This is a genomic window from Streptomyces sp. JJ36, assembly GCF_021696945.1.
Taxonomy (GTDB): Bacteria; Actinomycetota; Actinomycetes; order Streptomycetales; family Streptomycetaceae; genus Streptomyces.
Genome location: NZ_JACYHE010000018.1, coordinates 37,465 through 63,097 on the forward strand (window position 1 = coordinate 37,465; position 25,633 = coordinate 63,097).

The 25,633-nt window shown below is 74.2% G+C and carries 18 protein-coding genes, 2 tRNA genes and 1 pseudogene; 7 read left to right on the forward strand and 14 right to left on the reverse strand.

Going from position 1 to position 25,633, the window contains the following annotated elements; translation table 11 throughout:
- Positions 1-55: 55 nt before the first annotated feature.
- The 8 genes and pseudogenes from def to HOY81_RS10220 form a co-directional block, all read right to left on the reverse strand.
- Entirely contained in the window at positions 56-688 is a 633-nt protein-coding gene (gene def / locus HOY81_RS10185) for a peptide deformylase (protein WP_237319948.1), read from the reverse strand.
- Between the two features lie 114 nt (positions 689-802).
- A complete protein-coding gene (locus HOY81_RS10190) occupies positions 803-1,804 on the reverse strand; it encodes a tetratricopeptide repeat protein (RefSeq protein ID WP_237319986.1) in 1,002 nt (333 codons plus the stop codon).
- A gap of 149 nt (positions 1,805-1,953) precedes the next feature.
- Positions 1,954-3,222, reverse strand: a complete 1,269-nt coding sequence (locus HOY81_RS10195; RefSeq protein ID WP_237319949.1) for an HD-GYP domain-containing protein — start codon at positions 3,220-3,222, stop codon at positions 1,954-1,956.
- Positions 3,223-3,652: 430 nt separating this feature from the next.
- A pseudogene (locus HOY81_RS10200) lies at positions 3,653-4,984 on the reverse strand (HD-GYP domain-containing protein); the annotation flags it as partial.
- Between the two features lie 199 nt (positions 4,985-5,183).
- The gene (gene rsrA, locus HOY81_RS10205) at positions 5,184-5,501 is read right to left on the reverse strand and encodes a mycothiol system anti-sigma-R factor (RefSeq protein WP_237319950.1); all 318 of its coding nucleotides are present in this window, start codon (positions 5,499-5,501) and stop codon (positions 5,184-5,186) included.
- A complete protein-coding gene (locus HOY81_RS10210; RefSeq protein WP_237319987.1) occupies positions 5,498-6,166 on the reverse strand; it encodes a sigma-70 family RNA polymerase sigma factor in 669 nt (222 codons plus the stop codon). Before HOY81_RS10210 ends, rsrA begins: the two co-directional genes overlap by 4 nt.
- A gap of 440 nt (positions 6,167-6,606) precedes the next feature.
- Positions 6,607-7,284: an alpha/beta family hydrolase gene (locus HOY81_RS10215; protein ID WP_237319951.1), complete on the reverse strand. Its 678-nt coding sequence runs from the start codon at positions 7,282-7,284 to the stop codon at positions 6,607-6,609.
- A gap of 124 nt (positions 7,285-7,408) precedes the next feature.
- Positions 7,409-8,236 (reverse strand): SOS response-associated peptidase, encoded by an 828-nt coding sequence (locus tag HOY81_RS10220; RefSeq protein WP_237319952.1) that lies wholly within the window; start codon positions 8,234-8,236, stop codon positions 7,409-7,411.
- Positions 8,237-8,500: 264 nt separating this feature from the next.
- On the opposite strand from HOY81_RS10220, the gene putP reads away from it, so the two are divergent.
- The 4 genes from putP to rsgA all read left to right on the forward strand — a co-directional run bounded on the left by putP (position 8,501) and on the right by rsgA (position 15,562).
- Positions 8,501-12,163 carry a sodium/proline symporter PutP gene (gene putP / locus HOY81_RS10225; RefSeq protein WP_237319953.1) on the forward strand — a complete coding sequence of 1,221 codons (3,663 nt, stop codon included), beginning with the start codon at positions 8,501-8,503 and terminating at the stop codon, positions 12,161-12,163.
- A gap of 167 nt (positions 12,164-12,330) precedes the next feature.
- Positions 12,331-13,122 carry a M50 family metallopeptidase gene (locus HOY81_RS10230; protein WP_237319954.1) on the forward strand — a complete coding sequence of 264 codons (792 nt, stop codon included), beginning with the start codon at positions 12,331-12,333 and terminating at the stop codon, positions 13,120-13,122.
- A 61-nt stretch (positions 13,123-13,183) separates the two neighbouring features.
- On the forward strand, positions 13,184-14,542 hold the full coding sequence (gene aroA, locus HOY81_RS10235) for a 3-phosphoshikimate 1-carboxyvinyltransferase (protein ID WP_237319955.1): 1,359 nt from the start codon (positions 13,184-13,186) through the stop codon (positions 14,540-14,542).
- 12 nt (positions 14,543-14,554) lie between these two features.
- A complete protein-coding gene (gene rsgA / locus HOY81_RS10240; RefSeq protein ID WP_237319956.1) occupies positions 14,555-15,562 on the forward strand; it encodes a ribosome small subunit-dependent GTPase A in 1,008 nt (335 codons plus the stop codon).
- Between the two features lie 124 nt (positions 15,563-15,686).
- Here the strand turns inward: rsgA and HOY81_RS10245 are convergent, their stop codons facing one another.
- A complete protein-coding gene (locus HOY81_RS10245; protein ID WP_306423460.1) occupies positions 15,687-16,394 on the reverse strand; it encodes a TetR/AcrR family transcriptional regulator in 708 nt (235 codons plus the stop codon).
- 230 nt (positions 16,395-16,624) lie between these two features.
- On the opposite strand from HOY81_RS10245, the gene hisN reads away from it, so the two are divergent.
- A complete protein-coding gene (gene hisN / locus HOY81_RS10250) occupies positions 16,625-17,419 on the forward strand; it encodes a histidinol-phosphatase (RefSeq protein ID WP_237319957.1) in 795 nt (264 codons plus the stop codon).
- Between the two features lie 283 nt (positions 17,420-17,702).
- Complete coding sequence (locus tag HOY81_RS10255) at positions 17,703-18,119, forward strand: cyclic nucleotide-binding/CBS domain-containing protein (RefSeq protein WP_237319958.1); 417 nt, start codon at positions 17,703-17,705, stop codon at positions 18,117-18,119.
- Between the two features lie 105 nt (positions 18,120-18,224).
- Here the strand turns inward: HOY81_RS10255 and HOY81_RS10260 are convergent, their stop codons facing one another.
- Positions 18,225-19,691: a catalase gene (locus HOY81_RS10260; RefSeq protein WP_237319959.1), complete on the reverse strand. Its 1,467-nt coding sequence runs from the start codon at positions 19,689-19,691 to the stop codon at positions 18,225-18,227.
- Positions 19,692-19,827: 136 nt separating this feature from the next.
- Here HOY81_RS10260 and HOY81_RS10265 point away from each other — a divergent pair, with 136 nt between their 5' ends.
- Positions 19,828-20,247, forward strand: a complete 420-nt coding sequence (locus tag HOY81_RS10265; RefSeq protein ID WP_237319960.1) for a Fur family transcriptional regulator — start codon at positions 19,828-19,830, stop codon at positions 20,245-20,247.
- Between the two features lie 87 nt (positions 20,248-20,334).
- Here HOY81_RS10265 and HOY81_RS10270 read toward each other — a convergent pair.
- The 4 genes from HOY81_RS10270 to HOY81_RS10285 form a co-directional block, all read right to left on the reverse strand.
- Positions 20,335-20,408 (reverse strand) — tRNA-Met (locus HOY81_RS10270).
- A 144-nt stretch (positions 20,409-20,552) separates the two neighbouring features.
- Positions 20,553-22,253 (reverse strand): tetratricopeptide repeat protein, encoded by a 1,701-nt coding sequence (locus tag HOY81_RS10275; protein WP_237319961.1) that lies wholly within the window; start codon positions 22,251-22,253, stop codon positions 20,553-20,555.
- 181 nt (positions 22,254-22,434) lie between these two features.
- Positions 22,435-22,508, reverse strand: a tRNA-Met gene (locus HOY81_RS10280).
- Between the two features lie 98 nt (positions 22,509-22,606).
- The gene (locus HOY81_RS10285) at positions 22,607-25,513 is read right to left on the reverse strand and encodes a UPF0182 family protein (RefSeq protein ID WP_237319988.1); all 2,907 of its coding nucleotides are present in this window, start codon (positions 25,511-25,513) and stop codon (positions 22,607-22,609) included.
- Positions 25,514-25,633 lie beyond the last annotated feature (120 nt).

Consider the following 25,633-nt stretch of genomic DNA (forward strand, 5'->3'; position numbering starts at 1 on the left):
GTGTACCGGCCCGGTACCTGCCCACGGCGCACCGGGCCGGTGCCGGGCCGGCGGGTCAGTCGTTCGGCACCGTCTCGTAGCGCGGGGTGCCCTCGGCCATCTGCTTGAGGGCGTCCTTCCGCTCCCGCTTCGACAGCCGGTCGAGGTAGAGGTAGCCGTAGAGGTGGTCCGTCTCGTGCTGGAGGCACCGCGCGAAGTAGCCGGTGCCCCGCACGGCGATCGGCTTGCCCTCCGCGTCCTGGCCGCGCACCACGGCCACGTCCGGGCGCGGCAGCGAGGCGTAGGCGGTGGGCACGGAGAGGCAGCCCTCGTTCGAGTCGTCCAGCACCCGCTCCCCGGCGGGGAGTTCGTCCAGCACCGGGTTGCAGACGACGCCGACGTGCCGGACGCCGTCGTCGTCCGGGCAGTCGTAGACGAAGACCTTCAGGTCGACGCCGATCTGGTTGGCGGCCAGCCCCACCCCCTCGGCGGCGCGCTGGCTGGCGAACATGTCGTCGATCAGCGTGGCGAGGTCGTCGCCGAACTCGGTGACCTCCTGGCACTCCCGGTGCAGCACCGGGTTGCCGACGACCGTGATCGGCCGCGCCGTGCCGCGGGAGCGGTGAGCCTGCTCGCGCTCCTCGCAGTCCTGGGTGTCGTCGACGAACTCGTCGACCGGCTCCGACCGGGTCTCCTGCTGCTGCGCCATTCCGCCGTACGCCTTCCTCACACCGGGTGCCCGGTCCGCGGGACACCGTCTGGACTCGTCGCCCCGCGCGCTCGCGGCCGTCCGCAGGGTCGCCCTACAGGGTACGGCTCCCGCTCAGCAGACCTCTTCGAGATCCCGCCACTCCCGGGTGTCCGGGCTGTCCGCGACCCAGCCGTCGAGCAGCCCGCGCACCAGCGAGGCCGGCGCGGCCAGCCCGCACTCGCGCTCCGGCACCCAGAGATCGCCGGGGCCGCCCGGGGTCATGTGCCCCAGCGGCCCGGGGTGGCCGGGCGAGCTGTGGTCGTGCGGGTCCAGGTGGACCGTGCCGTCGCCCTCGTCGCTCGGCATCGTGCTCTCCGAGCAGGACCGGCACAGCAGCCGCACCGACGAGGACCAGTCCTCCGCCGCGAACCCGGCGTCGGCGGCCAGCCGCTCCAGTGCGTCCCGGTCCGACTCGTCCGCCGCCTCCAGCAGCACCACCCAGGTCGGGACGGGTGACGGTGCCCACAGCTCGATCTCGTCGAAGACCGGGTAGGACGGCCCGGCGGCGGTGGTGCGCTCACCGTGCGGCACGCCGTCGTGCAGCACCACCTCGCCCCAGCGGCGGCCGGAGGACGGCAGCGGGATGCTCTGGATCTCCAGCCGTGCCGGGTCGATCCGCCGGCCCCAGACGACCTCGGCCTCGCCCTCCGGGGAGAGCCGCACGGCCGCGCTGCCGAGCTGCATCCCGGTGGGCTCGCCTGCCGCGGCGGCGCCGTGCGCCTCGCCGGGCACCCGCAGCCCGTACGCCTGCCAGGCCCGGCGCGCCAGCGGCCAGTCCTGCAGGGCGGTGGCGGCGATGCCGACGTTCCACCAGTCGGGCGCTCCGGCGTCCCGGTCCAGCAGGGCCACCGCGCGCAGCCCGGCCGCGCGGGCCTGATCCCAGTCGTGGCGGAACTTGTGCAGCAGCGCCAGGTTGAACCAGGACTCGGACAGCCAGGGCTCCAGATCGGCGGCACGGGTGAGCAGGGCGCCCGCGTCCTCGTAACGCCCGTCCCCGATGAGTGTGAACGCGCGGTCGGTCGCCTGCCGCCAGGAGGCGGAGGGCCGGTGCCGCACCCTGCCGAAGATCCTCACGATGTCCGCCTGATGTCCCGCCTGTCGCATGTCCCGTGTCCGCCGCGCGCCGCCCCTGGAGCGCCTCCGTCTCCCCTCGTCGTACCGTCTCCGGTCGCTTCCGCGGTTCCCCCCTCGCATCCAACCATGCCCAGTCCGGACCCCGCTCACTACCCGGAGGTCCTACCCGGCGGTCGCCGGGGGCCGCCGCCCGTGACCACCCGGGAGAGCGCCGCGACCACGCCCGGGTCGAAGTCCCGGGCGCCGCCCAGCCGCAGCCGCTCCAGCGCGTGCAGCGGCCCCGCCACGGCCCCGCCACGGGCCGGGGCGGCCGTCAGCTCGGCATAGGCGTTGGCCACCCGGAGGATCCGCGCCGTCACGGGCTGTTCCCGGTAGGGGTCGGCCTGCCGCTCCACGACGACCGCCACGGCCTCCGGCACGCCCGTACGGCGCACCACGGCGCCGCCCAGCAGGGCGATGCGGCGCCGCCGGTCCTCCGCCAGTGGTTCGGTGGCGCCTCCCTCGACCGGGTCCGGCAGCGAGAGCTGCCCGATGTCGTGCATCAGCGCGGCGTACTCCAGGACGGTGAGCCGCGGTCCGGACAGGCCCAGTTCACGCCCCACGGCACGGCTGAGCACGGCGACCCGGCGCGCGTGCCCGTGCGGGGTGTGGCCGGCGATCTCGGTGGCCCGGGCGAGGGAGGCGACGGTCTGCCGGTAGGTGGCCCGTACGGCGGCGTGGCGGCGGAAGGCGAGATGGGTGAGGAGCAGCGGCACACAGCAGACCGGCAGCGCCCACAGCCCGGCGGCGCCCACAGCCAGCGCCGGCACCACGCCGGTGGCGGCGACGGCGGGCACGATGCCCACGGTCGCGCGTATCTCCTCGGGCAGCAGCAGCGGGAAGGGCCGGCCGCTGCGGGCGGCGGCCACGGCGCGCAGCACCGCGTCGCAGAGCCCGGTGAGCAGCAGTACGGCGGGCAGCAGCACCGCGTACGGGCCGCCGGTCCAGGCGCCCGGCGGCCCTCCGGCGCCGAGCGGCAGGCAGCAGGTGGCGGCGAAGCCCGCGGTGAGCACCCGGCGGGCCGCGTGCTCCAGCGGATCGCGGCCGGCCGTGCCACGCAGGACGTGCGGCGTGAGCCCGGCCAGGGTGGCGACCGCGGTGACCGCCACCACCTCCGGCACCCCGTGCGTGACCGGCCGCCCGCCGACCGCGTCCAGCAGGGCGTAGCCGAGCGCACCCGCAGCGCCGAGCGGCGCGGCCGGCCGGGCCACGCCGGGCAGCCGCACCCGCAGCGCCTCGCCGAGGGCCACGACCAGGCCGAAGGCGAGGGCGACCCGGGGCTGCGGCAGGCCGTGCCCGAGTGTCACGGCGACGCCCACGACGGCCACGAGGCCGCCGGCGGCGCGTACCGCGGCGGCCGCGGTCCCGCCGCCCCTCACGACCGCCTCATGAGCGCGGGCCTCCGCGCCCCGGGCGTGCGGCGCCTGGGGTGGCCGACGGTCCGGGGGCCGCCTCGGGGGAGGAGGGGCCGGACGAGGAGGTTCCCCGTGCCGTGTCCGTGGCCTGGGAGCCGGGCGCCGCAGGGTGCACCGGGAGGCCGGGCGCCGCGCCGGTGGCGGTGCCGTACGGCGGGTGGGCGGCCGCGGGTGGCGGAGCCCCGGCCGGGGAGGGCCGGGCTGGGGAGGGCCGGGCCGGGGAGGTCCCGGCGGAGGGACAGGGCACAGCAGGACAGGCCACGGAGGGACACGGCCCGGCAGACGGGCTCAGGGCCGGACAGGCTGCGGCGGGGGAAGGCGCGGTCGGGCACCCGACGGCCTCGCCGGCCCCCGCGGGCGGGAGCACGGCGCCGGCCGGGACCGGCATGTCCGGCTGGTCAGTGGTCACCGCCGGGTGCCAGCCGTGCCGTTCGAGCGCCCGGGCCAGCGCGTCGACCATCCGCGGGTCGAACTGCGTGCCCGCACAGCGCCGCAGCTCGGCGACGGCGGCGGCCACCGGCCGGCCGCGGCGGTAACTGCGGGTGGAGGTCATCGCGTCGAAGGCGTCGGCCACCGCGACCACCCGGGCCGGTTCCGGGATCTGCCGCCCGGCGAGCCCGTAGGGATAGCCCGCGCCGTCGAGGCGCTCGTGGTGGTGCAGCACGGCCGTACACGCCTCACGGAGGAAGCCGATGCCGCGCACCATCTCGTGCCCGTACTCCGGGTGCCGCTCGACGACGCGGCGCTCCGCCGCGGTGAGCGGCCCCTCCTTGCGCAGCAGCCGGGTGGGGACGCCCAGCTTGCCCACGTCGTGCAGGATCCCGGCGAACCGGAGCAGCTCCACCCGTTCCTCGGGCATGCCCAGCTCGCGGGCGATCAGCACCGAGGCCCGCCCCACGCGCTCGCCGTGGCCGCGGGTGTAGCGGTCCTTGAGGTCGACGGCCTGCACCAGGGCGCGGACGGTCGCCTGATGGGCGGCGCGCTCCCGGTGGTACTGGGCGAAGACCCAGCAGCAGACCGCCATGGGCAGCAGCACGGTCAGCGCCGCGACCGGCCCGTACGGGCTGCGCCAGACCACCGCCATCAGCAGCCCGGCCGGCCCCTGCACCAGGTACGGCGCCGCCGCGCGCCGGAACCGGCCGCGCCAGGCCCTGCCCGGCGGGCAGCCCTCGGCGGCCACCAGGATCGCCCCGTCGAGCGCCACCCGGACGGCACCGAAGGCCAGCGCCGCCGCACAGGCGGGGAACAGCGCGGACGGGAGCGCACCCGCGGCGGTCTCCCGGGTGAGGGGCGCGGAGAGGGCCCCCAGCACGCCCCCGGCGGCCGCCGCGGCGAGGGCGAGCTGGGCGGCGCGCCAGAGCCGCCGGGCCACGGCGTGCCCCGCCGCCACGCGGCCGGTCAGGGCGCCGGCCAGCGGCACCAGGGCCGCCGCGCCGGGCGGGAGCAGGAGGACGGCGGTCAGCAGCACCGGCCCGCAGAGTTCCGCGGGGCCGCCGTGCTCACCTCCGGTGCGGGAGGGCGGCCGGTGCCGGCGGAGCGCCGGGCACCGGGGGGCGTACTCCAGCAGGGCGTGCAGCGCGGCGAGGGCGAGCAGCGTGCGGGGGTCCACGCCGCCCGGCCGGAGGAGAACGGGTGCGGCGCACGCCGCCGCCGCGAGCGCGACGGACGCGATCAGGGCGCGCGCCCCGAGGGGCAATCCGGGCCGCCCCGCCCCCCGAACACTCATGGCGTGCCCCCCTTCGCTCGCCGCCCTCGCGCACAGGTGAGGGACGATAGGGGCGGCACGCGGGGCTACGGGGGCATACGCCCAATTTGGGCAGGCCCCCGGGGCAAACCGCACCCGTACGGGTGAATGCCGGGTGCGTTCCGGGAATGTGCCGCCGGCGAGGACGGGCGGGCCGATGCGAGGGGCCGGCCCCGGAGTGTCAGGCCAGGTGCGTGCGGGGGCCCGGCTCCGGCCCGGACTCCTCGCTCTCCTCGACGAACTCGCCGGCCCGGATCGTCTCGATGCGGCCCATCACCTTGGCCCGCAGGTCGGACGGCACGTCGTCGTGCCCGCAGCACCGCTTGACGAGCTTCTTGACCTCCTGCTCCAGACCGTACTTCTCCAGGCAGGGCGAGCACTCGTCGAAGTGCTCCCGGTACTTGGCGCGGTCGGCGGCGGGCATCTCCCGGTCCAGGTACTCGTAGAGGTGGTCCAGGACCTCAGAGCAGTCCGTCTCGTGCGGCTCTCCGCAACTCATGACCCCGAGCCTTTCCGGTCGTGCGACTGGTCTCCCGCGGCCCCGGCCGGGACGAGACCGCGCTCCCGCGCGTAGTCCTCCAGCATGCCGCGGAGCTGCCGCCGCCCGCGGTGCAGACGGGACATCACGGTGCCGATGGGTGTCCCCATGATGTCCGCGATCTCCTTGTAGGCAAAGCCCTCGACATCCGCCAGGTAGACGGCGATCCGGAACTCCTCCGGGATGTCCTGCAGGGCCTCCTTCACGTCGGAGTCCGGCAGGTGGTCGAGCGCCTGCGCCTCCGCCGAACGCAGTCCGGTGGACATGTGCGACTCGGCGCGGGCGAGCTGCCAGTCCTCGATCTCCTCCGCCGCACTGCGCTGCGGCTCCCGCTGCTTCTTGCGGTAGGAGTTGATGAAGGTGTTGGTGAGAATGCGGTAGAGCCAGGCCTTGAGGTTGGTGCCCTCGCGGAACTGGTGGAAGGACGCGTACGCCTTCGCGTAGGTCTCCTGCACCAGGTCCTCGGCATCCGCGGGGTTCCGCGTCATGCGGAGGGCCGCGGAGTAGAGCTGGTCCAGGAAGGTCAGGGCGTCGCGCTCGAAGCGCGCGCTCCGCTCCGCCGCCGTCTCCTGCGGCGCGCTCGGTGTGCTCTCCGTGCCGTCGTCGGTCCCGGTGACCGGACCCACCTCCTCCGATGCCGTGCCGGGTCCGCGCGAGGACCCGTCCGCCTCGGAGAATAGACGACGACCCGTGCCCCCCGCCGCCTGAGCCGGGACGCCTCCGGCCAGCGCGAGCGTGGCCCAGTCCAGCTCGACGGCCTGGGGACGCTGCGGGCAAGCGACAGAACCCATGCGGTCCGCTCCTCCTCGTGGTGAACGTGCGCGTCGGCACGTGCGATGCACCGGGCACAACAGTGTCCGGACCCCGTCCATTCCCGGCGGCCGGGTTTCCCACGTCACAGCGGGTCACGCCCGCCGTCGGCCGCCCGCTTCCCGCCCCGCCCGGGGCCGGAGCCGGTCCCGCCGGGCCGGTCCCGCCGGGCCGGTGCGGTCGCCGCGGACGGTGCCCGGCCCTGGGCGGACGCCCGGCCCGGGGGCGGACGCCCGGCGCCGGGTGCGGCCGGTGCTCAGGCCAGACCGGCCAGCCAGCGGCGCACGGCCTCGGTGAGCACCTCCAGGGCCGCCTCCTGGGAGACCTCCGCGCGCTTCGGCACCGCGAAGCCGTGGTCACCGCCCGGCACCTCTGCCGTCTCGGTGCCGGCGGGGAACTCGCCCGGGCGCCCGAAGGGGTCGCGGGCACCCTGCACGACCAGCACGGGCACCTCCACGCCGGTCAGCTCCTCCGCGCGGGACCGCTCCGGCTTCCCCGGGGGGTGCAGGGGGAAGGAGAGTGCCAGCACGGCCCGTGCGCCGAGCTCCTCCGCGGTACGGCAGGCCACCCGGGCCCCGGCGCTGCGGCCGCCCGCGACCACCGGCAGGCCCGGTGCCGCCAGCCGGGGCCAGACGGCCCGCCAGCCGGCGTCCAGGGTCTTCGGGGCCGGAGCGACCCGTTTCCCCGCCACCCGCCAGGGCTGCTCGACCAGCGCCGTGGTCACGCCGTGCCCTGGCAGCGCCGCCGCCAGCGCCCGTAGGTCGCGGGCCTCGACGCCGCCGCCCGCGCCGTGCCCGAGGGCGAGCACCAGGCCGGGTGCCGCGGCGTCGTACCAGGTGATCCGCGCGTCGCCGTGCGGGGTGGGGACGGTTTCGGTGCGTGACGGCGCAGGGGCCGTCGTGGGGTTGCCGGACTTCCCGGTGGTCTCGCTCATCCGCCCAGCCTGCCGTACCCGGGCGCCGGATCCGGGGGGACGTGCCCGGACCCGGCCGGGAGACCCCGCGCGGCAGACGCCGGGGGCGCCCGGCCGTCCCGGAATGTGGCCCGGGTCCCACTCCTCAGAAGAGGGTGCCCGCCTCCGGCGCCTCCAGCTCCTCCAGCAGTTCGGGGCCGTTGTTGCGCACGTTGCTGACGTCGGTGGAGACCGGGTAGGCGCGCAGCGTGCCGGGCGGGGGCGGCGCCAGCAGCTCGCGCAGCTCCTCCGGGTCGGTGCGGGCCGGGTCCAGCCAGGCGTCCCAGCGGTCCGGAGTCATCATCAGCGGCATCCGGGGGTGGATGTCCGCGAGCGACTGCGGCCCCGGGGCCCCGGCCTCGCCGGTGGCGCCGGCCAGCAGCGAGGTCTCCGCCGCCGTGGTGATCACGGTGCAGGTGGCCCACCACGCCTGCGGGTGGTCGTCGGCGAGCGTACGGTCCCGCCAGAACTCGTAGAGTCCCGCCATCGCCAGCACGGCGCCGTCCGCCGGGGTCACGAAGTACGGCTGCTTCCGGGAGCGCTTCCGGCGGCCCTGCTGCTCCAGGTCGAGCTCCTGCTCGCCCGTCATCCATTCGAAGTAGCCGTCGGCCGGCAGCAGGCAGCGGCGGGCGGCGAAGGGGCGGCGGTAGGCCGACTTCTCGTGCACCGTCTCGGCCCGGGCGTTGATCATCTTCACGCCCATGTCCGGCGACTTGGCCCAGCCGGGCACCAGGCCCCACTTCAGCACCCGGAGCTGCCGCACGGGCCGGGGGTCGCCGGAGTTCTTCTCGGGCCGGTCGAGGATCGCGTGCACCTGCTTGGTGGGCGCGACGTTCCAGTCCGCCTCCACGGTCTCCTCGGGGCGCCACCGCTCCACCTGGAACAGGCCGACCAGGTCCTCGGGCCGCCTGCTCGCCGCATACCGTCCGCACATACCGCCTTCACCTCTGTGACCGGCGGTGTCCCCGCACCGGCGCGGAGGCCCGCCGTCGCCTCGGCCGCTCCACCCCGCACGGTACCCGCGTCCCCCGGCCCACGGGCCCTCCGTACGGCAGGAACGATCGGCAGAGAACGAGAGAGAGAAGGAGAAACCCCTTCCCATTGGGCTAATCTTCACATATTCCTTGGATGTCCCCCGACGACCGCCGCCCCTCCCGCCGGGAGGCCGAACGAGTTCGTCGTTCCCCCAGGTGAGGACATGTTCGACCTGAGCGCTCCGATCCTGACCGTCTTCGCGGTCTATCTGGTCGCCATGATCGCCGTGGGCGTCTGGGCCTACACCCGCACCCGCACCTTCGCGGACTTCGCGCTGGGCGGCCGCCGGCTGACCGCGCCGGTCGCCGCCCTCTCCGCCGGGGCCAGCGACATGTCCGGCTGGCTCTTCCTGGCCCTCCCCGGGGCGGTCTACGCGGCCGGCATCGGCGCCACCTGGATCGCCGTCGGCCTGGCCGTCGGCACCTATCTCAACTGGCTCTTCGTGGCGCCGCGCGTACGGACCTACACCGAGCGGGCGGACAACGCGGTGAGCCTCTCCGCCTATCTGGAGGAGCGCTTCGAGGACCGCACCCGGATGCTGCGGATCGTCACGGCCGCCGTCACCGTCGTCTTCTTCACCCTCTACGTGTCCAGCGGCCTGGTCGCCGGCGGGCTGCTCTTCGAGCAGGTCTTCGGGCTCGGCTTCGGGCTCGGGGCGACGGTGACCGCTCTGGTGATCGTCGTCTACTCGTGCCTCGGCGGCTTCCTCGCCGTCAGCCTCACGCACGTGGTGCAGGGCACGCTGATGTTCCTGGCCCTGCTGGTGCTCCCGGTGGCCGGGATCGCGATGCTCGGCGGGTTCGGCGCGCTGCGCGACGCCCTCGACTCCCGGACGCCGTCCCTGCTGGACATGGGCGCCCGGGCCGGGTTCTCCGGCGGCGAGTGGTCGGCCGGCGGGCCCCTCGGTGCCGTCGCGATCATCTCGCTGCTCGCCTGGGGCCTCGGCTACTTCGGCCAGCCGCACATCCTCGCCCGATTCATGGGCATCCGCAGCACCCGCGCCATCCCCGCCGCCCGGCGCATCGCCATGGGCTGGGTGCTGGTGGTGCTCGCCGGCGCCTCGCTGGTCGGCCTGGTGGGCATCGGGCAGCTCGACGAACCGCTCACCAACCCGGAGACGGTCTTCATCGCCCTCGTGGACGCCCTGCTCAACCCCTGGGTCGCGGGCGTCATGCTGATCGCCGTGCTGGCCGCCATCCTGTCGACCGCGGACAGCCAGCTCCTGGTGTCCTCGGTCGCCCTCACCGAGGACTTCTACCGCGCCTTCCTCGGCCGCAACGCCCCGGACCGGGTGCTGGTCTGGGCCGGGAGGTGCGCCGTGGTGGCGGTGACCCTGGTCGCCTACGGGATCGCCCTCAAGGGGGGCGGTGTGCTCAGCATCGTGGCCCACGCCTGGGCCGGCTTCGGCGCCGCCTTCGGGCCGGTGGTGGTCCTCTCGCTCTACTGGCCGCGGATGACCTGGGCGGGTGCCATGGCCGGCATCGTGACCGGCGCGGGCACCGTCCTGTTCTGGGACCGGATCAACCCGCTGCTCGGCCCCCTGGAGTCGGACATCTACGAGATGGTCCCGGCCGTGCTGGTCGCCACCGTCGCGGCGGTGATCTTCGGCCGGTGGGTCGGACGGCCCCCGGAACGGGCCTTCTGGCGGATGCCCGGCGGCGGGGTGAACCAGCTCATGCTGGAGCCGTTCCTCACGCACGCCCCCGTCGGCATGGCCGTGCTCGACACCGATCTGCGGTTCGTCTGGGTCAACGACGTGCTGGAGCGGGTGATACCGCTGCCGCGGAGGCTGGGCCGGCAGGTGCGGGACGTGCTGCCGCAACTGGAGGGGCAGGGCTTCGAGGAGCTGATGCGGAAGGTGCTGGCCACCGGCGCCCCGGTGCTGGACCACGAGATCCGGGGTCCCGCCTTCGCCGACCCTCACCAGGAACGCGCCTACTCCGCCTCCTTCTTCGCCATGGAGGACCGCCACGGCCGGCACGTCGGCGTCTGCTACATGGTCGTGGACGTCACCGAACGCCGGAAGGCTCAGCAGCGCCTGGCCCTGCTGAACCGCGCCGGCGCCCGCATCGGCAGCTCGCTGGACGTGACGCTGACCGCGCAGGAGCTGGCGGACGACACCGTGCCGGACTTCTCGGACTTCGCCGCGGTCGACCTGCTGGACACGGTGGTGCGGGGGGAGGAACCGCCACCCGGGCCGGTCGGCCACACCCCCACGCTGGTCCGCGCGGGACGGAAGTCGGCCCGCACGGAGGAGCCGGACACCGGCCCGGCGGTGGGCGAACCGGTCCCGCGCCTCCCCTCCTCGGCCATGGCCCGCTGCCTGCTGGAGGGCCGGAGCCTGGTGGCGGCGCATCCGGACGGCGGCCCCCGGCTCCCCGACGCGGCCGCCGCGGCGGTCGGAGCGGTGGGAGCGGTGGGGGCTGTGGGGGCTGTGGTGGCGTCGTCCGGGGAGGCCGGGCCGGTCGTCGCCGAAGGGGCCGGCTCCCGCTCACTGCTGGTGGTGCCGCTCCGCGCCCGCGGCGTGACCCTGGGCGCGGCCACCTTCGTCCGCTCGCCGCGGCTGGGCCCCTTCACCGAGGACGACGTGCGGCTGGCCGAGGAACTGGCCTCCCGGGCGGCGCTCTGCGTGGACAACGCGCGCCGCTACACCCGTGAGCGCACCGCGGCACAGGCCATGCAGCGTTCGCTGCTGCCCCAGGCGCTCGCCGGGGGCTCCGCGCTGGAGGTCGCGTCCTGGTACCTGCCGGCCGACGCGCCGAGCGGGGTGGGCGGCGACTGGTTCGACGTGATCCCGCTCTCCGGAGCCCGGGTCGCGCTCGTCGTCGGTGACGTGGTCGGCCACGGGATCGACGCCGCCGCCACCATGGGCCGGCTCCGCACGGCCGTCCGGACCCTGGCCAACCTGGACCTGCCCCCCGACGAGCTGCTGGCCCGCCTGGACGACCTGGTCGGCGACCTGATGGAGGCGCCCGGCGGCGAGGACGTCCCGGCGGCCGGCACCGACGACGCGGCCGCCACCTTCCTGGGCGCCACCTGCCTGTACGCCGTGTACGACCCGGTCGGCGGGACCTGCACGCTGGCCCGGGCCGGGCACCTCCCGCCCGTCGTGGTCACGCCGGAGGGGTCCGCACGGGTCCTGGAGGAGCTGCCGGCCGGGCCGCCGCTCGGTCTCGGGGCGCTGCCCTTCGAGTCCCACGAGCTCCGGCTCGCGGAGGGCAGTCTGCTGGCGCTCTACACCGACGGCCTGGTGGAGACCTCCGACCGGGACATCGACGTCGGGATGTCCCGGCTGAGCACTGTCCTGGGCACCGCCGGGCCGGACCTGGAGGCGGCCGGCGGCCACGCCGTGGAGACGCTGCTGCCCGGGCCGCCCTCCGACGACGCCGCGCTGCTGCTGGCCCGTACCCGGGTCCTGGACTCGACCCGGGTCGCCTCCCTGGACCTGCCCGCCGACCCGGCGGTCGTCGCGGACGCCCGTACCTTCGTCGCCGAGCGGCTGGCGGAGTGGGGCATGGACGACCTGGCCTTCACCACGGAACTGATCGTCAGCGAGCTGGTCACCAACGCCATCCGGTACGCGACCGGGCCGGTCCTGCTCCGCCTGATCCGCGAGCGCGCCCTGATCTGCGAGGTCTCCGACACCGGCAGCACCTCCCCGCGGCTGCGCCACGCCCGCACCACGGACGAGGGCGGCCGCGGGCTGCTGATCGTCGCCCAGCTCACCAAACGCTGGGGCACCCGCTACACGGCGCAGGGCAAGACGATCTGGACGGAGCAGGCGGTGCCCGCGCACGCCCCGGCCCTCCCCGGCCGTCCGACCTGAGCAGGCGGCTGTCGTGCCCGGCGCCGCCCGCCGGAGTGTCACACTGCACGGCACGCGTGCGTGCCGCCGTCCGTTGCCGGGGCAGGAGAGCCGCTGCCGGGGCAGGAGAGCCGCGGTGACGGAGCAGGGGCGGCCGAGCGGCGGACAAGGGGAGGACCAGGGAGCGTATGGACACCACGAGCATCTCCGGGCTCTGGGGCCGGGTCTTCGGCACCCAGCCCGAGCCGGACCTCTGGCTGGTCGTCGTCAGCGGCCTCGTCGCGCTGGCGGCCGTCGGGCCGCACCGGGTGTGGCGGCTCTCCCGGAACGCCGTGACCATCGCACACGAGGGCGGGCACGGCCTGGTGGCCCTGCTCACCGGGCGGCGACTGGACGGCATCCGGCTGCACTCGGACACCTCCGGGCTGACGGTCTCCCGCGGCAAGCCGCACGGCGTCGGGATGGTGCTCACCGCCGCCGCTGGATACACCGCACCCCCGCTGCTCGGCCTGGGCGGCGCCTGGCTGCTCTCCGCCGACCGCATCACCGCGCTGCTCTGGGGGGCGACGGCGCTGCTCCTGGCCATGCTGGTAATGATCCGCAACGCCTACGGCGTGCTCACCGTGGTGGTCGCGGGCGGCGCCTTCCTGCTGGTCTCCTGGCTGACCGGACCGCAGGTGCAGGCCGCCTTCGCCTACGGCGTGGTGTGGTTCCTGCTGCTGGGCGGCGTACGCCCGGTCTTCGAGCTGCAGGCGAAGCGGCGCCGGACGCGCGGCGCCCCGGCCCCGGAGCCGGCCGCGCAGGGGGCGTCCTGGCCGGTGGCCGGCGCGATGCCCGGACGGCGGACGGCGGCCGGGGACTCCGACGTCGACCAGCTCGCCCGGCTCACCCACGCGCCCCCGGCGCTGTGGCTGCTCCTCTTCCACGCCGTCTCGATCTGCTCCCTGCTCGGCGGCGGGCGCTGGCTGCTGGCGCTCTGACCGCGGTCCGGGCGGGGCGCTGCCGCCCGGGAGCGGGGGCGGGGGCCCTAAAGTGAGTCCCATGACCGAGACCACCGGCCACACCGTCACGGATCCCGCTCTCTGGCCCGCACCGCGCGCCGCCGACCCGGTGGACGCGACCGTCACCGTGCCCGGCTCGAAGTCGGTGACCAACCGCGCGCTCGTGCTCGCCGCACTCTCCACCGAGCCCGGCTGGGTGCGGCGCCCGCTCCGCTCCCGGGACACCCTGCTGATGGCCGGGGCGCTGCGCGCGATGGGCGTGCAGATCGAGGAGACCGTGCCGTCCAGCACCGGGCCCGCGGACGGCGCCCGGCACCCCGGCGAGGTCTGGCGGGTCATCCCCGCGGGCCTGCACGGCCCCACCACCGTGGACGTCGGCAACGCGGGCACCGTGATGCGCTTCGTGCCGCCGGTGGCCGCGCTGGCCGACGGACCGGTCCGCTTCGACGGCGACCCGCGCTCGTACGAGCGGCCGCTGGGCGGGGTCATCGACGCGCTGCGCACCCTCGGCGCCCGTATCGACGACGAGAAGCGCGGCGCGCTGCCGATGACCGTGCACGGCTCCGGCTCGCTGGACGGCGGCGCGGTGGAGATCGACGCCTCCTCCTCCAGCCAGTTCGTCAGCGCCCTGCTGCTCTCCGGCGCCCGGTTCAACCAGGGCGTGGAGGTGCGCCACACGGGCGGCCGGCTGCCCTCCCTGCCGCACATCCGGATGACCATCGAGATGGTGCGCGCCGCCGGCGGCCAGGTGGACGCCCCGGAGGACGGCGGCGAGCCGGACGTCTGGCGGGTCACCTCGGGGGCGCTGCTCGGCCGCGACCTGGTGGTCGAGCCCGACCTCTCCAACGCCCAGCCCTTCCTGGCGGCCGCGCTGGTCACGGGCGGCCGGGTGACCATTCCGGACTGGCCCGCGCACACCACCCAGCCGGGTGACGCCCTGCGGGAGATCTTCACCGCCATGGGTGGTCGTTGCGAGCTGGACGAGCGGGGTCTCACGCTGACCGGCGGCGGCCGGGTGCACGGCATCGACATCGACCTGGGCGAGGTCGGCGAGCTCACCCCCGGGATCGCCGCGGTGGCCGCACTGGCCGACTCCGAGTCGGTGCTGCGCGGCGTCGCCCACCTGCGCCTGCACGAGACCGACCGGCTGGCCGCCCTCACCAAGGAGATCAACGGCCTCGGCGGGGACGTCACCGAGACGGCGGACGGGCTGCGCGTCCGCCCGCGGCCGCTGCACGGCGGGGTCTTCCACACCTACGACGACCACCGGCTGGCCACCGCCGGCGCGGTGCTCGGGCTGGCCGTGGACGGGGTGCGGGTGGAGAACGTCGCGACCACCGCGAAGACGCTGCCGGACTTCCCCGAGATGTGGCTCGGCATGCTCGGAGCGAGAGCCTAGGGGCGAGCCGCCATGCGCCGCTACGGCAAGCACACCGACGAGGACGACATCCGGGTACGCCCGGGCCGCCGGGGCAGCCGCCCGCGTACCCACATCCGGCCGAAGCACGAGGACGCCGCCGGGGGCCTGGTGCTGACGGTGGACCGCGGCAGGCTGACCTGCCTGGTCGAGGGGCGCACCGTCACCGCCATGAAGGCCCGCGAGCTGGGCCGGAAGAGCGTGGTGGTGGGCGACCGGGTCGCGGTCGTCGGCGACCTGTCGGGCGACAAGGACACCCTGGCCCGGGTCGTACGGGTGGAGCCGCGTGCCTCGGCGCTGCGGCGCACCGCGGACGACGACGACCCGTACGAGCGGGTGGTGGTCGCCAACGCCGACCAGCTCGCCATCGTCACCGCGCTGGCCGACCCGGAGCCGCGCCCGCGGCTCATCGACCGCTGTCTGGTCGCCGCGTACGACGCCGGGCTGGACCCGCTGCTCGTGCTGACCAAGTCCGACCTGGCGCCGCCCGACCCGCTGCTGGCGGCCTACGCCCCGCTCGGGGTACGGCACGTCGTGACCAGCCGCGACGAGCTGGCGTCGGGCGACGCGGCGGAACGGGTGCGGGATCTGCTCCGGGAACGCTCCACCGCCTTCGTCGGGCACAGCGGGGTCGGCAAGACGACGCTCGTCAACGCGCTGGTGCCGGACCGTGCCCGGGCGACCGGCGAGGTCAACGCCGTCACCGGGCGCGGCCGGCACACCACCACCTCGGCGCTGGCCCTGCCGCTGCCCGGCGGCACGGGCTGGGTGATCGACACCCCGGGCATCCGCTCCTTCGGGCTGCACCATGTCGACCCCTCGCGGGTGATCCACGCCTTCCCCGACCTGGAGCCGGGCACCGCCGAGTGCCCCCGCGCGTGCAGCCACGACGAGCCGGACTGCGCGCTGGACGCCTGGGTGGCGGAGGGGCACGCGAGCCCGGAGCGGCTGCACTCGCTGCGCCGGCTGCTGGCCACCCGGGAGCGGCGCGAGGGCGACTGACCGCTCCGGCACGAGAGGCGGGCGCGCGGGCGGTACCGCCCACGGCCGGGTCCCCGGCGCGGGCGACCGGACGGCCTCCGGTGCGGCCCGGCACTCCCGGTGCGGGCGGGGAACCGTCCGCGGCTCAGCCCCCGGCGCGGTCGACCGGACGGCCTCCGGGCGCGGGGCCGGGGCGGGGGACCCGGTCCGCCCGTCCGGGGCCCGCCGGCACCCCCTCGGCCCCTCGCGGGAACGCCCGCTCCTCCGGCACCGGGTCCAGCAGTGCCCGTACGACCTGGTGGATCCGGTGGCAGGCCTCCTCCTCCGCGCCCGGAGCGGGCGCGACGACGTAGGAGAGCGCCAGCCGCAGCCCGGCCTCGCAGGCCCGGCGCAGGACCTCCGGGTCCCGGGTCCCCGGGAGCCCCGGCCGCTCCGTCATCGCCGCGACCAGCCGGTCCCGCAACTCCGCGGCCAGTTCGCCCGGCTCCCCCGGCCGGTCCCGCACGGACAGCGGCATCCGGGTGCCCCAGCAGCCGGTGAGCGCGGCCCGCACGATCGGGTCTGCCCGGGCGGTGCGCAGCAGCCAGGCGGCCGCCGCGACACAGCAGGCCGCGGGGTCGCCGCTCTTCCGGGCGGCTTGCCCGGAGGCCGTGACGGCGCCCCGCAGGAAGCGCTCCACCCGGTGCCGCACCAGGGCGATGCCGAGCCCTTCCTTGCTGCCGAACTCGTTGTAGAGGGTCTGCCGGGAGACGCCCGCGCGCTCCGCCACCTCGATCATCCGCACCCCGGCCCACGGACGCGCCGACACGGCCGCGTGGGCGGCCTCGAGCAGGGTCTCCCGTGCGGTCGGCATCGGCGTCTCCCGTTCGGCGGGCTGGCGTGCCGGACAGAATTGACGGACCGGCAGAGGCTGTCAATACACCTCGCACGTCCGGAAGACGGCCGGGAGCACCCCGCCCGTACACGCTCCCACGGGCCGGGTACGGGCACGTGTGTACCCGTACGGCGGCGCGCCCCTCGTGCGACCCCCCGTACGGACACCGTCGTGTGGCCCGGCAGCCGGGGGCTCGATACTGTTCGCACATGCCGGACTACCACGATGACCTGCGCTTCGCCCATGTACTGGCGGACACCGCCGACTCCATGACCATGGAACGGTTCAAGGCGCTCGACCTCAAGGTCGAGACCAAGCCGGACATGACCCCGGTGAGCGAGGCGGACAAGGCCGCCGAGGAGCTGATCCGCAGCAACCTCCAGCGGGCCCGGCCGCGGGACGCCGTGCTCGGCGAGGAGTTCGGCACCGAGGGACACGGTCCCCGGCGGTGGATCATCGATCCCATCGACGGGACCAAGAACTACGTGCGGGGCGTCCCGGTGTGGGCCACCCTGATCGCCCTCACCGAGACCGGTGAGGGCGGGGACCGGCCGGTGGTCGGCGTGGTCTCGGCGCCGGCGCTGCACCGCCGCTGGTGGGCGGTGCGGGGCGGCGGGGCGTACACCGGGCGCAGCCTCTCCCAGGCGACGCGGATGCGGGTCTCCCAGGTGAGCCGGGTGGCCGACGCCTCGTTCGCCTACTCCTCGCTGTCCGGCTGGGAGGAGCGCGGGATGCTGGACGGCTTCCTGGACCTGAGCCGGTCCTGCTGGCGGACCCGGGGGTACGGCGACTTCTGGTCGTACATGATGGTCGCCGAGGGCTCGGTGGACATGTGCGCCGAGCCGGAGCTCTCGCTGTGGGACATGGCGGCGAACGCGGTCATCGTCGAGGAGGCGGGCGGCCGGTTCACGGGTCTGGACGGCCGGCCGGGACCGCACAGCGGCAACGCCGCCGCGTCCAACGGGCTGCTGCACGAGGAGCTGCTGCGCCGGCTGACGGCCTGATCCGGCGGCCCGTGCGGGGGCCCGGCGCACGCCGCCGGGTGCGGCACGGGCCGGGCCGCCTCCGGCCCGCGCCGGGGCACGGGCGCACGGCGCACGAGCGCGCGCCGGGGCACGGGCGCACGCGGGGTGGTGCGGGACGGCGCGAGGGCGACGGCAGCGCGCCCGGGCCGGTGGCGCCACGGGTGCGCTCTTGTTGTCCCCCCGCGAGCGTGTGAGCATGAGAGTCCGAGAGCTTGTGACTTTGTGAATCCATTCTCGAATCTCTCCGAGAGGGGCTTCCCTCATGCCCACCCTCGTCCAGGACGCGATGAGCAGTCTGGTGCTCACCATCGGACCCGCCCACACCCTCCGGCAGGCCGCGCAGCTCATGTCCGCCCGGCGCGTCGGCGCGGCCGTGGTGCTCGACACCGACCACAGCGGCGTCGGGATACTGACCGAACGCGACATCCTGAACGCCGTCGGGGCCGGGCTCGACCCCGAGCAGGAGACGGCACAGTCCCACACCACCACCGAGGTCGTCTTCGCCAGCCCGCGCTGGACCCTGCACGAGGCGGCGCGCGCCATGGCACACGGCGGCTTCCGTCACCTGATCGTGCTGAACGACCACGAGCCGGTGGGCGTGGTCTCCGTCCGGGACATCGTCCGCTGCTGGTCGGGCATCCCGGACCAGCACGACCGCCGCGACGCCGCGGCGGTCTGAGGCCGGACCCGGGCCCGGCCGGGAGAAGAGCACACCGGAGGGACCGGGCCCCACGGCATCCGGTCCCTCCGGGCTCTTACGGCGAGCGGGTCCCCCGGGTGGAGGTCAGCCGCGCAGGGCCTGGACCGCGGCCTCCAGCCGCTTGCCGTAGTCCGCGTCGGCCTGCCGGAAGTTCTCGATGGCCCGCTGCGCGATGTCGTCGCGCGAGACCTTCGAGAGGAAGCCCGCCAGGTTGTCGATCAGGCGCTGCTTCTCGTCCTCCGGCATCAGCCGGTAGAGGTTGCCCGCCTGGACGAAGTCGTCGTCCTCGGCGTGCGAGGGTGCCACGTGGTCACCGGTGCCGCCCGCGACGGCGACCGGCTCCCAGAGCGGCCGGCCGGTCTGGGCCGGGCCGCCGAAGCTGTTCGGCTCGTAGTTCTTCGCGCGGCCGTGCCGCCCGTCGTACATCACGCCGTCCCGGCCGTGGGTGCGGGCCTCGGTGGCGTGCGGGCGGTTCACCGGCAGGTGGTCGGCGTTGATGCCGACGCGGTAGCGGTGTGCGTCGCCGTACGCGAAGAGGCGGCCCTGGAGCATCTTGTCCGGGGACGGGCCGATGCCCGGCACGAAGTGGTGCGGGGAGAAGACCGACTGTTCGACCTCGGCGAAGATGTTCTCCGGGTTGCGGTTGAGCTCCAGCTTGCCGATCTCGATCGGCGGGTAGTCCGCGTGCGGCCAGACCTTGGTCAGGTCGAACGGGTTGAAGCGGTAGTGCGGGGCGTCGGCGGCGGGCATGATCTGCACCTGCACGGTCCAGGTCGGGTACGCGCCGCGCTCGATGGACTCCCGCAGGTCCCGCTGGTGACTGTCCGGGTCCTTGCCGGCCAGGGCGTCCGCCTCGTCCTGGGTGAGGTTCTTGATCCCCTGGTCCGTCTTGAAGTGGTACTTGACCCAGAAGACCTCGCCGTCCGCGTTGGTCCACTGGAACGTGTGCGAGCCGTAGCCGTTCATGTGCCGGTAGGAGGCCGGGATGCCACGGTCACCGAAGAGCCAGGTCACCTGGTGGGTGGACTCCGGGCTCAGCCCCCAGAAGTCCCACACGTTGTCCGCCTCCTGGGAGCCGGTGTAGGGGTCGCGCTTCTGGGTGTGGATGAAGTCCGGGAACTTGATGGCGTCCTTGATGAAGAACACCGGGGTGTTGTTGCCGACGAGGTCGTAGTTGCCCTCCTCGGTGTAGAACTTGAGCGCGAAGCCACGGGGATCGCGCACCGCGTCCGCCGCACCGAGGTTGCCGGCGACCGTGGAGAAGCGGAGGAAGACCTCGGTCTGCTTGCCGACCTCGGAGAGGAACTTCGCCCGCGTGTACGGCGTGACGTCGGCCGTCACGGTGAACGTCCCGTAGGCGCCCGCACCGCGGGCGTGCACGATCCGCTCCGGGATGCGCTCACGGTTGAAGTGCGCCAGCTTCTCCAGCAGGAGCTGGTCCTGGACCAGCACCGGACCGCCCACGCCCGCGGTCTGGCTGTTCTGGTTGTCCGCGACCGGTGCGCCGGCCTCCGTGGTCAGCGGTCCGGTGTTCTCGTCCTGCACGGTCACTTGCGCCTCCTGCTCATCAGACCTGTCCTGGCTCGAACCAGGGACCCGATCCTACATTGGACAATGTCTAAGTCAAGAAGCGTCCGAATCCCGTACCGGTTCTGGCCGTGGACCGCTGCGCTGCTAGTCTGTTCTCATGAGTGACCTGCTGCAGCGCCTCCGGGACCGCGGCTGGCGGCTCACCGCACAGCGGCGAGTCGTCGCCGAGGTGCTCGACGGCGACCACGTGCACTACACCGCCGACGAGGTGCACGCCCGCGCCGCCGAGCGGCTGCCCGAGATCGCCCGGGCCACCGTGTACAACACGCTGAGCGAGCTGGTGACCCTCGGCGAGGTGATCGAGGTCAGCACCGACGGCCGCGCCAAGCGGTACGACCCGAACGCCCGGCACACGCACCAGCACCTGGTCTGCTCCCGCTGCGGCACCATCCGGGACGTGCACCCCACCGGCGATCCGCTGACCGCCCTCCCCGCCGCCGAGCGGTACGGCTTCACCGTCTCCGACGCCACCGTCACCTACCGCGGGCTCTGCCCGGGGTGCTCCGCGACGGACTGAGACCGGGCCGGCCGCCCGCAGCCCCGCGCGGCCGCCCTCTGGACATGCGGAAGGCCCGGATCCGAGGATCCGGGCCTTCCGGCACAGTAGCGGGGACAGGATTTGAACCTGCGACCTCTGGGTTATGAGCCCAGCGAGCTACCGAGCTGCTCCACCCCGCGTCGTTGTGTGCCCCTACTTTAACCACGCGGCGCCGACCAGCGCAAATCCGTGACCGGCGCGCCGCCTGCGGGGCACACCCGAGGCACCCGCGGCCGCCAGGCCCTAGGGGTGTCGCCCGTCACCGACGTGCCGGGACAACACACCTAGGCCGACAGCTCGGTGTGCAGCGCGTCGTGCAGCTTCGCCGCCCGCTCGGCCACCTCGGCCGGACCCAGCTCGACCGCCCGGGCGCACCAGCGGCGGCCCTCGTCGAGGGCCCCGCGCCGGGCGCTGACCAGCGCCAGCCGGAGCGCGGCCCGGCCGTGCCCGGCCTCCGCCGCACGGGTCCACCACAGCGCCGCCTCCGGCTCACTGCCCTCCCGGGCCAGCAGCAGGCCGAGGTTGAAGGCGCCGTTCGGGCTGCCCGCCTCGGCCGCCGCGCGGTACCAACGAGCGGCGTCCACCACCTCGCCGCGCTGCGCCGCACACATGCCGAGCCGCACCTGGGCCCGGCGGTGCCCGCGCTCGGCGGCCCGCTCGTACCACTCCTCGTGCTCCGGACGGGCCTCCACGCCCTCCGTGACGGCCCCCTCCACGGCCCGGTCCTCCAGCAGCGACCCGAGGCGGAAGGCACCCTCGACGCTGCCGCCGCCGGCGGCGCGCCGGAGCCGCTGCTCGGCCGTGTGCACGTCGCCCTCGCGGAGCGCGGCGATACCCACCTGGAGCGCGGCCTCGGCGTGCCCGGCGTCGGCGGCCCGGGTGTACCAGACCAGGGCCGTACGGTCGTCCCCGCGGCCGGCGTGCAGGATGCCCAGGTTGAAGGCCGCGTCCACGCTGCCCGCCTCGGCGGCCTTGGAGAACCACGGCTCCGCGCCCTCCGCGTCACCGCGCTGGAGCAGCAGCACGGCCAGCGCGTTGGCCGCCTCCCGGTGGCCGGCGTAGGCGGCGCGGCGGTACCACTGCTCGGCCTGCGCCGAGCGGCCCTGCGCGGCGGAGAGCAGCCCGAGGTTGAAGGCACCGTTGTCGTCGCCCGCCTCCAGCGCCACGCGGTACCAGCGCTCGGCGGCCTGCCGCTCGCCGCGCTCGGCGTGCAGCGCACCGAGGGCGTTGGCGGCGTTGCCGTCTCCCTGCTCGGCGGCCTGACGCCACCACACGGCGGCGCTCTCCTCGTCGCCGGCGTCCCGGAGCAGGAAGCCCAGCGCGCACGCGGCCCGCGCCTCCCCGTCCTTGGCCGAGGTGAGGTACCAGCGGCCGGCCTCCTGCAGCGCGCCACGCCGCTCCAGGAGGGTGCCCAGGCGCAGTGCGGCCCGGCGGTGACCGCGGGCGGCCGCCTGCCGGAACCACTGCTCGGCCTCGGGCGGCTCGGGCGCGCCCCCGCCGGCCGCACGGTGCCGGTCGGCGAGGATGCGGGCCACCCGGTACGCCGCCTCCCGGTGCCCGCGCTCGGCGGCGGCCCGGAACCACTCCTCGGCCTCCTCCTCCCCGCGGTGGTCCAGCAGGTCCGCCAGCGCGTAGGCGCCGAGCACATGGCCCGACTCGGCGGACTGGCGCAGCCAGTAGTGCGCCGCGGGCTCGTCACCGCGCTCGCGGTGGTACCGGCCCAGTGCGTGGGCGGCGGCGCCGGAGCCGGCCACGGCGGCGATCCGCCACCACCCGGCGGCCTCCTCGGCATAGCCGCGCTGGTGCAGCAGCACGCCCAGATTGTTGGCCGCGGCACGGTCCCCCGCCGCGGTGGCGGCCCGCAGCGGAGACTCCGCCCCGTCGAGATCCCCCCGGCGCAGAAGCTGCGCACCCAGCACGCTCAGGGCAGCGGTGTCGCGGGTGTCGACGACACCCACCTCGTCAATTCTGACCTTGTCCCCCATAAGCCCCATCGTCGCACCACCCGCAACCCGCGTACACCTGGAATACCGCAGCCAAGTGAGGTCTCTTCGGCGCTTTGTCGACTTCCCGACCCCAGTACGACTCAAACGCCACGCGTGTGATGCCCCCCACACAAGTGAAGGACCCGGAGCCGAGTTGACTCCGGGTCCTTCCCATCTTCAGTAGCGGGGACAGGATTTGAACCTGCGACCTCTGGGTTATGAGCCCAGCGAGCTACCGAGCTGCTCCACCCCGCGTCGGGTGTGCCTGAGCACGATGTTCACTCTACACCACGTCGCGGGGTGGTCCGGACCGCTTTTCCGACCGGCGACCCGGAGCCGGCGACGACGGGGCGTCAGCCGCCGTCGCCACCGCGGGCCTGCTCGGCCCGTTCCAGCGCCTCCTTCAGGTCGTCCTGGGCCCGGCCGTACTCCTCCCAGTCCCGCTGCTCCAGGGCCCTCTCGCCGCGCTCGTACGCCTCCTGGGCGTCCTGCAGGGCGTCCTGGAGGGAGCCGCCGCCGGTGTCGCCACCGCCGTCCTGGTCACCCTCCTGCTGGTCCTGGTCCGGGTTCTGCTCCTGGTTCTGGTCCTGACCGCCGGTGTCCTCGCCGGTGTCGCCGCCGCCGTCACTGTTGAAGACCGCGTTCAGGGCCTCCTCGAGGGTGTTCTCGTAGGCGACCCGCTCGCCGTAGACCGCCACCACCTTCCGCATGCGCGGGTAGTTGGTGTCCGCGCCGCGGATGTAGATCGGCTCGACGTAGAGCAGCCCGCCCTCGAGGGGCACGGTCAGCAGGTTGCCGTACTCGATCTCGGAGTCGCCCCGCTTGAGGATGTTCAGGTCGTTGGCGATCTCGGGATCGGAGTTGATCTTGCTCTGCACCTGTTGCGGGCCGGCCACCGTGGTGTTGGACGGCAGTCTCAGCATCTCGATCCTGCCGTAGTCCTCACTGGTGGCGTCCGCGTCGACGGCCATGAAGGCGCCCAGCGTCTCGCGCTCGACCGGGTTGAAGGTGGTCGTCAGCGAGAACTTCTGCTCCTCGTCCCCGGGCATCTTCATGCTGAGGTAGTACGGCGGGACGGCGTTCCCCTTGTGGGTGGGGTCGTCCGGGATCTGCCAGCGCTCGCTGCCGCTGTAGAACTGCGACGCCGAGGTGACGTGGTAGCGGGTCAGCAGCTCCCGCTGCACCTTGAACAGGTCCTGCGGGTACCGGAAGTGCGCCATCAGCGCGTCGCTGATCTCCCCGCGGTCCTGCACGGTGCCCGGGAAGGCCTTGCGCCAGGTCTTCAGCACCGGGTCCTGGGTGTCCCACTCGTAGAGCTTGACCTCACCGGTGTAGGCGTCGACCGTCGCCTTCACCGAGTTGCGGATGTAGTTGACCCGGTTCTGCTGGGCGACCACGGCCCGCTGGCTGTCCGTGAGCGCGTCCGCGGTGGTGTCGCCCAGCGTGGTGCGCGAGGAGTAGGGGTAGTTGTTGGTGGTCGTGTAGGCGTCCACGATCCACTGGATACGCCCGTCGACGACCGCCGGGTAGGGATCGCCGTCGATCGTCAGCCACGGCGCCACGGCCTCGATCCGGTCCTTCGGCGTGCGGTTGTAGAGGATCTGCGAACCCTCGCCGATCGCGCCGGAGTAGAGGATGCGCGGCTCGTTGAAGCTCACCGCGTAGGCCGCGCGGTTCACCACGTTGGAGAGCGAGATCCCGCTGTCGCCGGTGTAGGTGTACGTCTTCTCACCGTTGTCGTCGGCGTAGTCGAGCTCCTTCTGCGGGCCGCCGACGATCGAGTACTGCGTCGTCTTCTCGCCGTAGTAGACGCGCGGCTGGTACTCGCCGAGCTCGCCCTTGGGCGGGAGGTTCTTCTCGGTGAAGACCGGCTCGCCGTCCTTGTCCACCGCGGTGCCCTTGGCGGCGACCATCCCGTACCCGTGGGTGTACTTGAAGTGCTCGTTGATCCAGCCCTTCTTCGGGATGCCGTTGGTGTTGATCTCCCGCAGGCCGACGACGGTGTCCTGCTCGGAGCCGTCCTCGCCGGTGTAGCGGTCGACGTCCAGCGTCGCCGGGAACTGGTAGTACCCGCGCACCTGCTGCTTCTGCTGGAAGGTGGGCGAGACCACGTTGGGGTCGAGCAGGCGGTAGCTCGCCGTGCTGTCCGCGGCCTCCCGGAGCTGCGCGTTCCCCGTGTCGCTGGTGCCGCGGTAGTCGGTCACCCGGGAATCGTCGATCTTGTACGCCTCCCGGGTGGCCTCGATGTTCTTCTTGATGTACGGCGTCTCCTTGGCCTGCTCGTTCGGCTCGACCTGGAACTTCTGCACGATGGCCGGGTAGAGGCCGCCGATGAGGATGGCGGAGAGCACCATCAGCCCGAAGCCGATCACCGGGAGCTGCCAGGTGCGCCGCCAGAGCGTGCCGAAGAAGAGCAGGGCACAGATGATCGCGATGATGAAGAGAATCGTCTTCGCCGGCAGATAGGCGTTGGCATCGACGTACTTCAGGCCCGTCCAGTTGTCCGTCGCCTTGAAGTCACTGCCCTTCACCGCCAGCCCGTACCGGTCCAGCCAGTAGGCCACGGCCTTGAGCGCCACGAAGATCCCCAGCAGCACCGAGAGATGGCCGGTGGCCTGGGCCGTCGCACGCGCGCCGGGGCTGGTCACGCGCAGCCCGCCGTAGAGGTAGTGCACCAGCGCCGCGGCCAGCACGGAGAGGATGACGGCCGCGAAGCCGAAGCTCAGCAGGAACCGGTACCACGGAAGGTCGAAGGCGTAGAAGGAGATGTCCTTGCCGAACTGCGGGTCTTCCTTCCCGAACGGGACGCCGTTCACCCAGAGCATCCAGGTGCGCCACTGCCCCGCGGCGGAGGCGCCGGAGATGAGGCCGATCAGCGCCGTCACCCCGAGCAGGATCCACTTCTTGTACGGCGCGATGCCCATGCGGTACCGGTCGAGGCTCTGCTGCTCCATCGACATCGCGCTGAGCGGCGGCCGCAGCCGGTGGGCCAGCCAGATGTTGAGCCCGACGAATCCGGCCATCAGCAGCCCGAACACGGCGAAGAGGCCGACCTTGGTCCACAGCGTCCTGGTGAACACCGAGCTGTAGTCCACCGATCGGTACCAGAGCCAGTCGGTCCAGAACCCGGCGAACATGACGAAAAGCATGGCCAGGACCGCGAGCACGCCTGCCGTGATCAACAGCGTCCGGGCGCGCCGCGAGGGTCGGCCCACTCTGATCCGTGGCCCGGTGGGGCCACCTGAGCCCCGGTCCGGCATCTGGAAAGCCAAGGTGCGCACCTCGAAGATTCGCAGGGATGAAAGCTGGGCCCGCATGGTGGACCCACCTAGGCAACTTACTCAAGCTTTACTCAGTTCCCGTTCCTGGGGTCCGGGAAG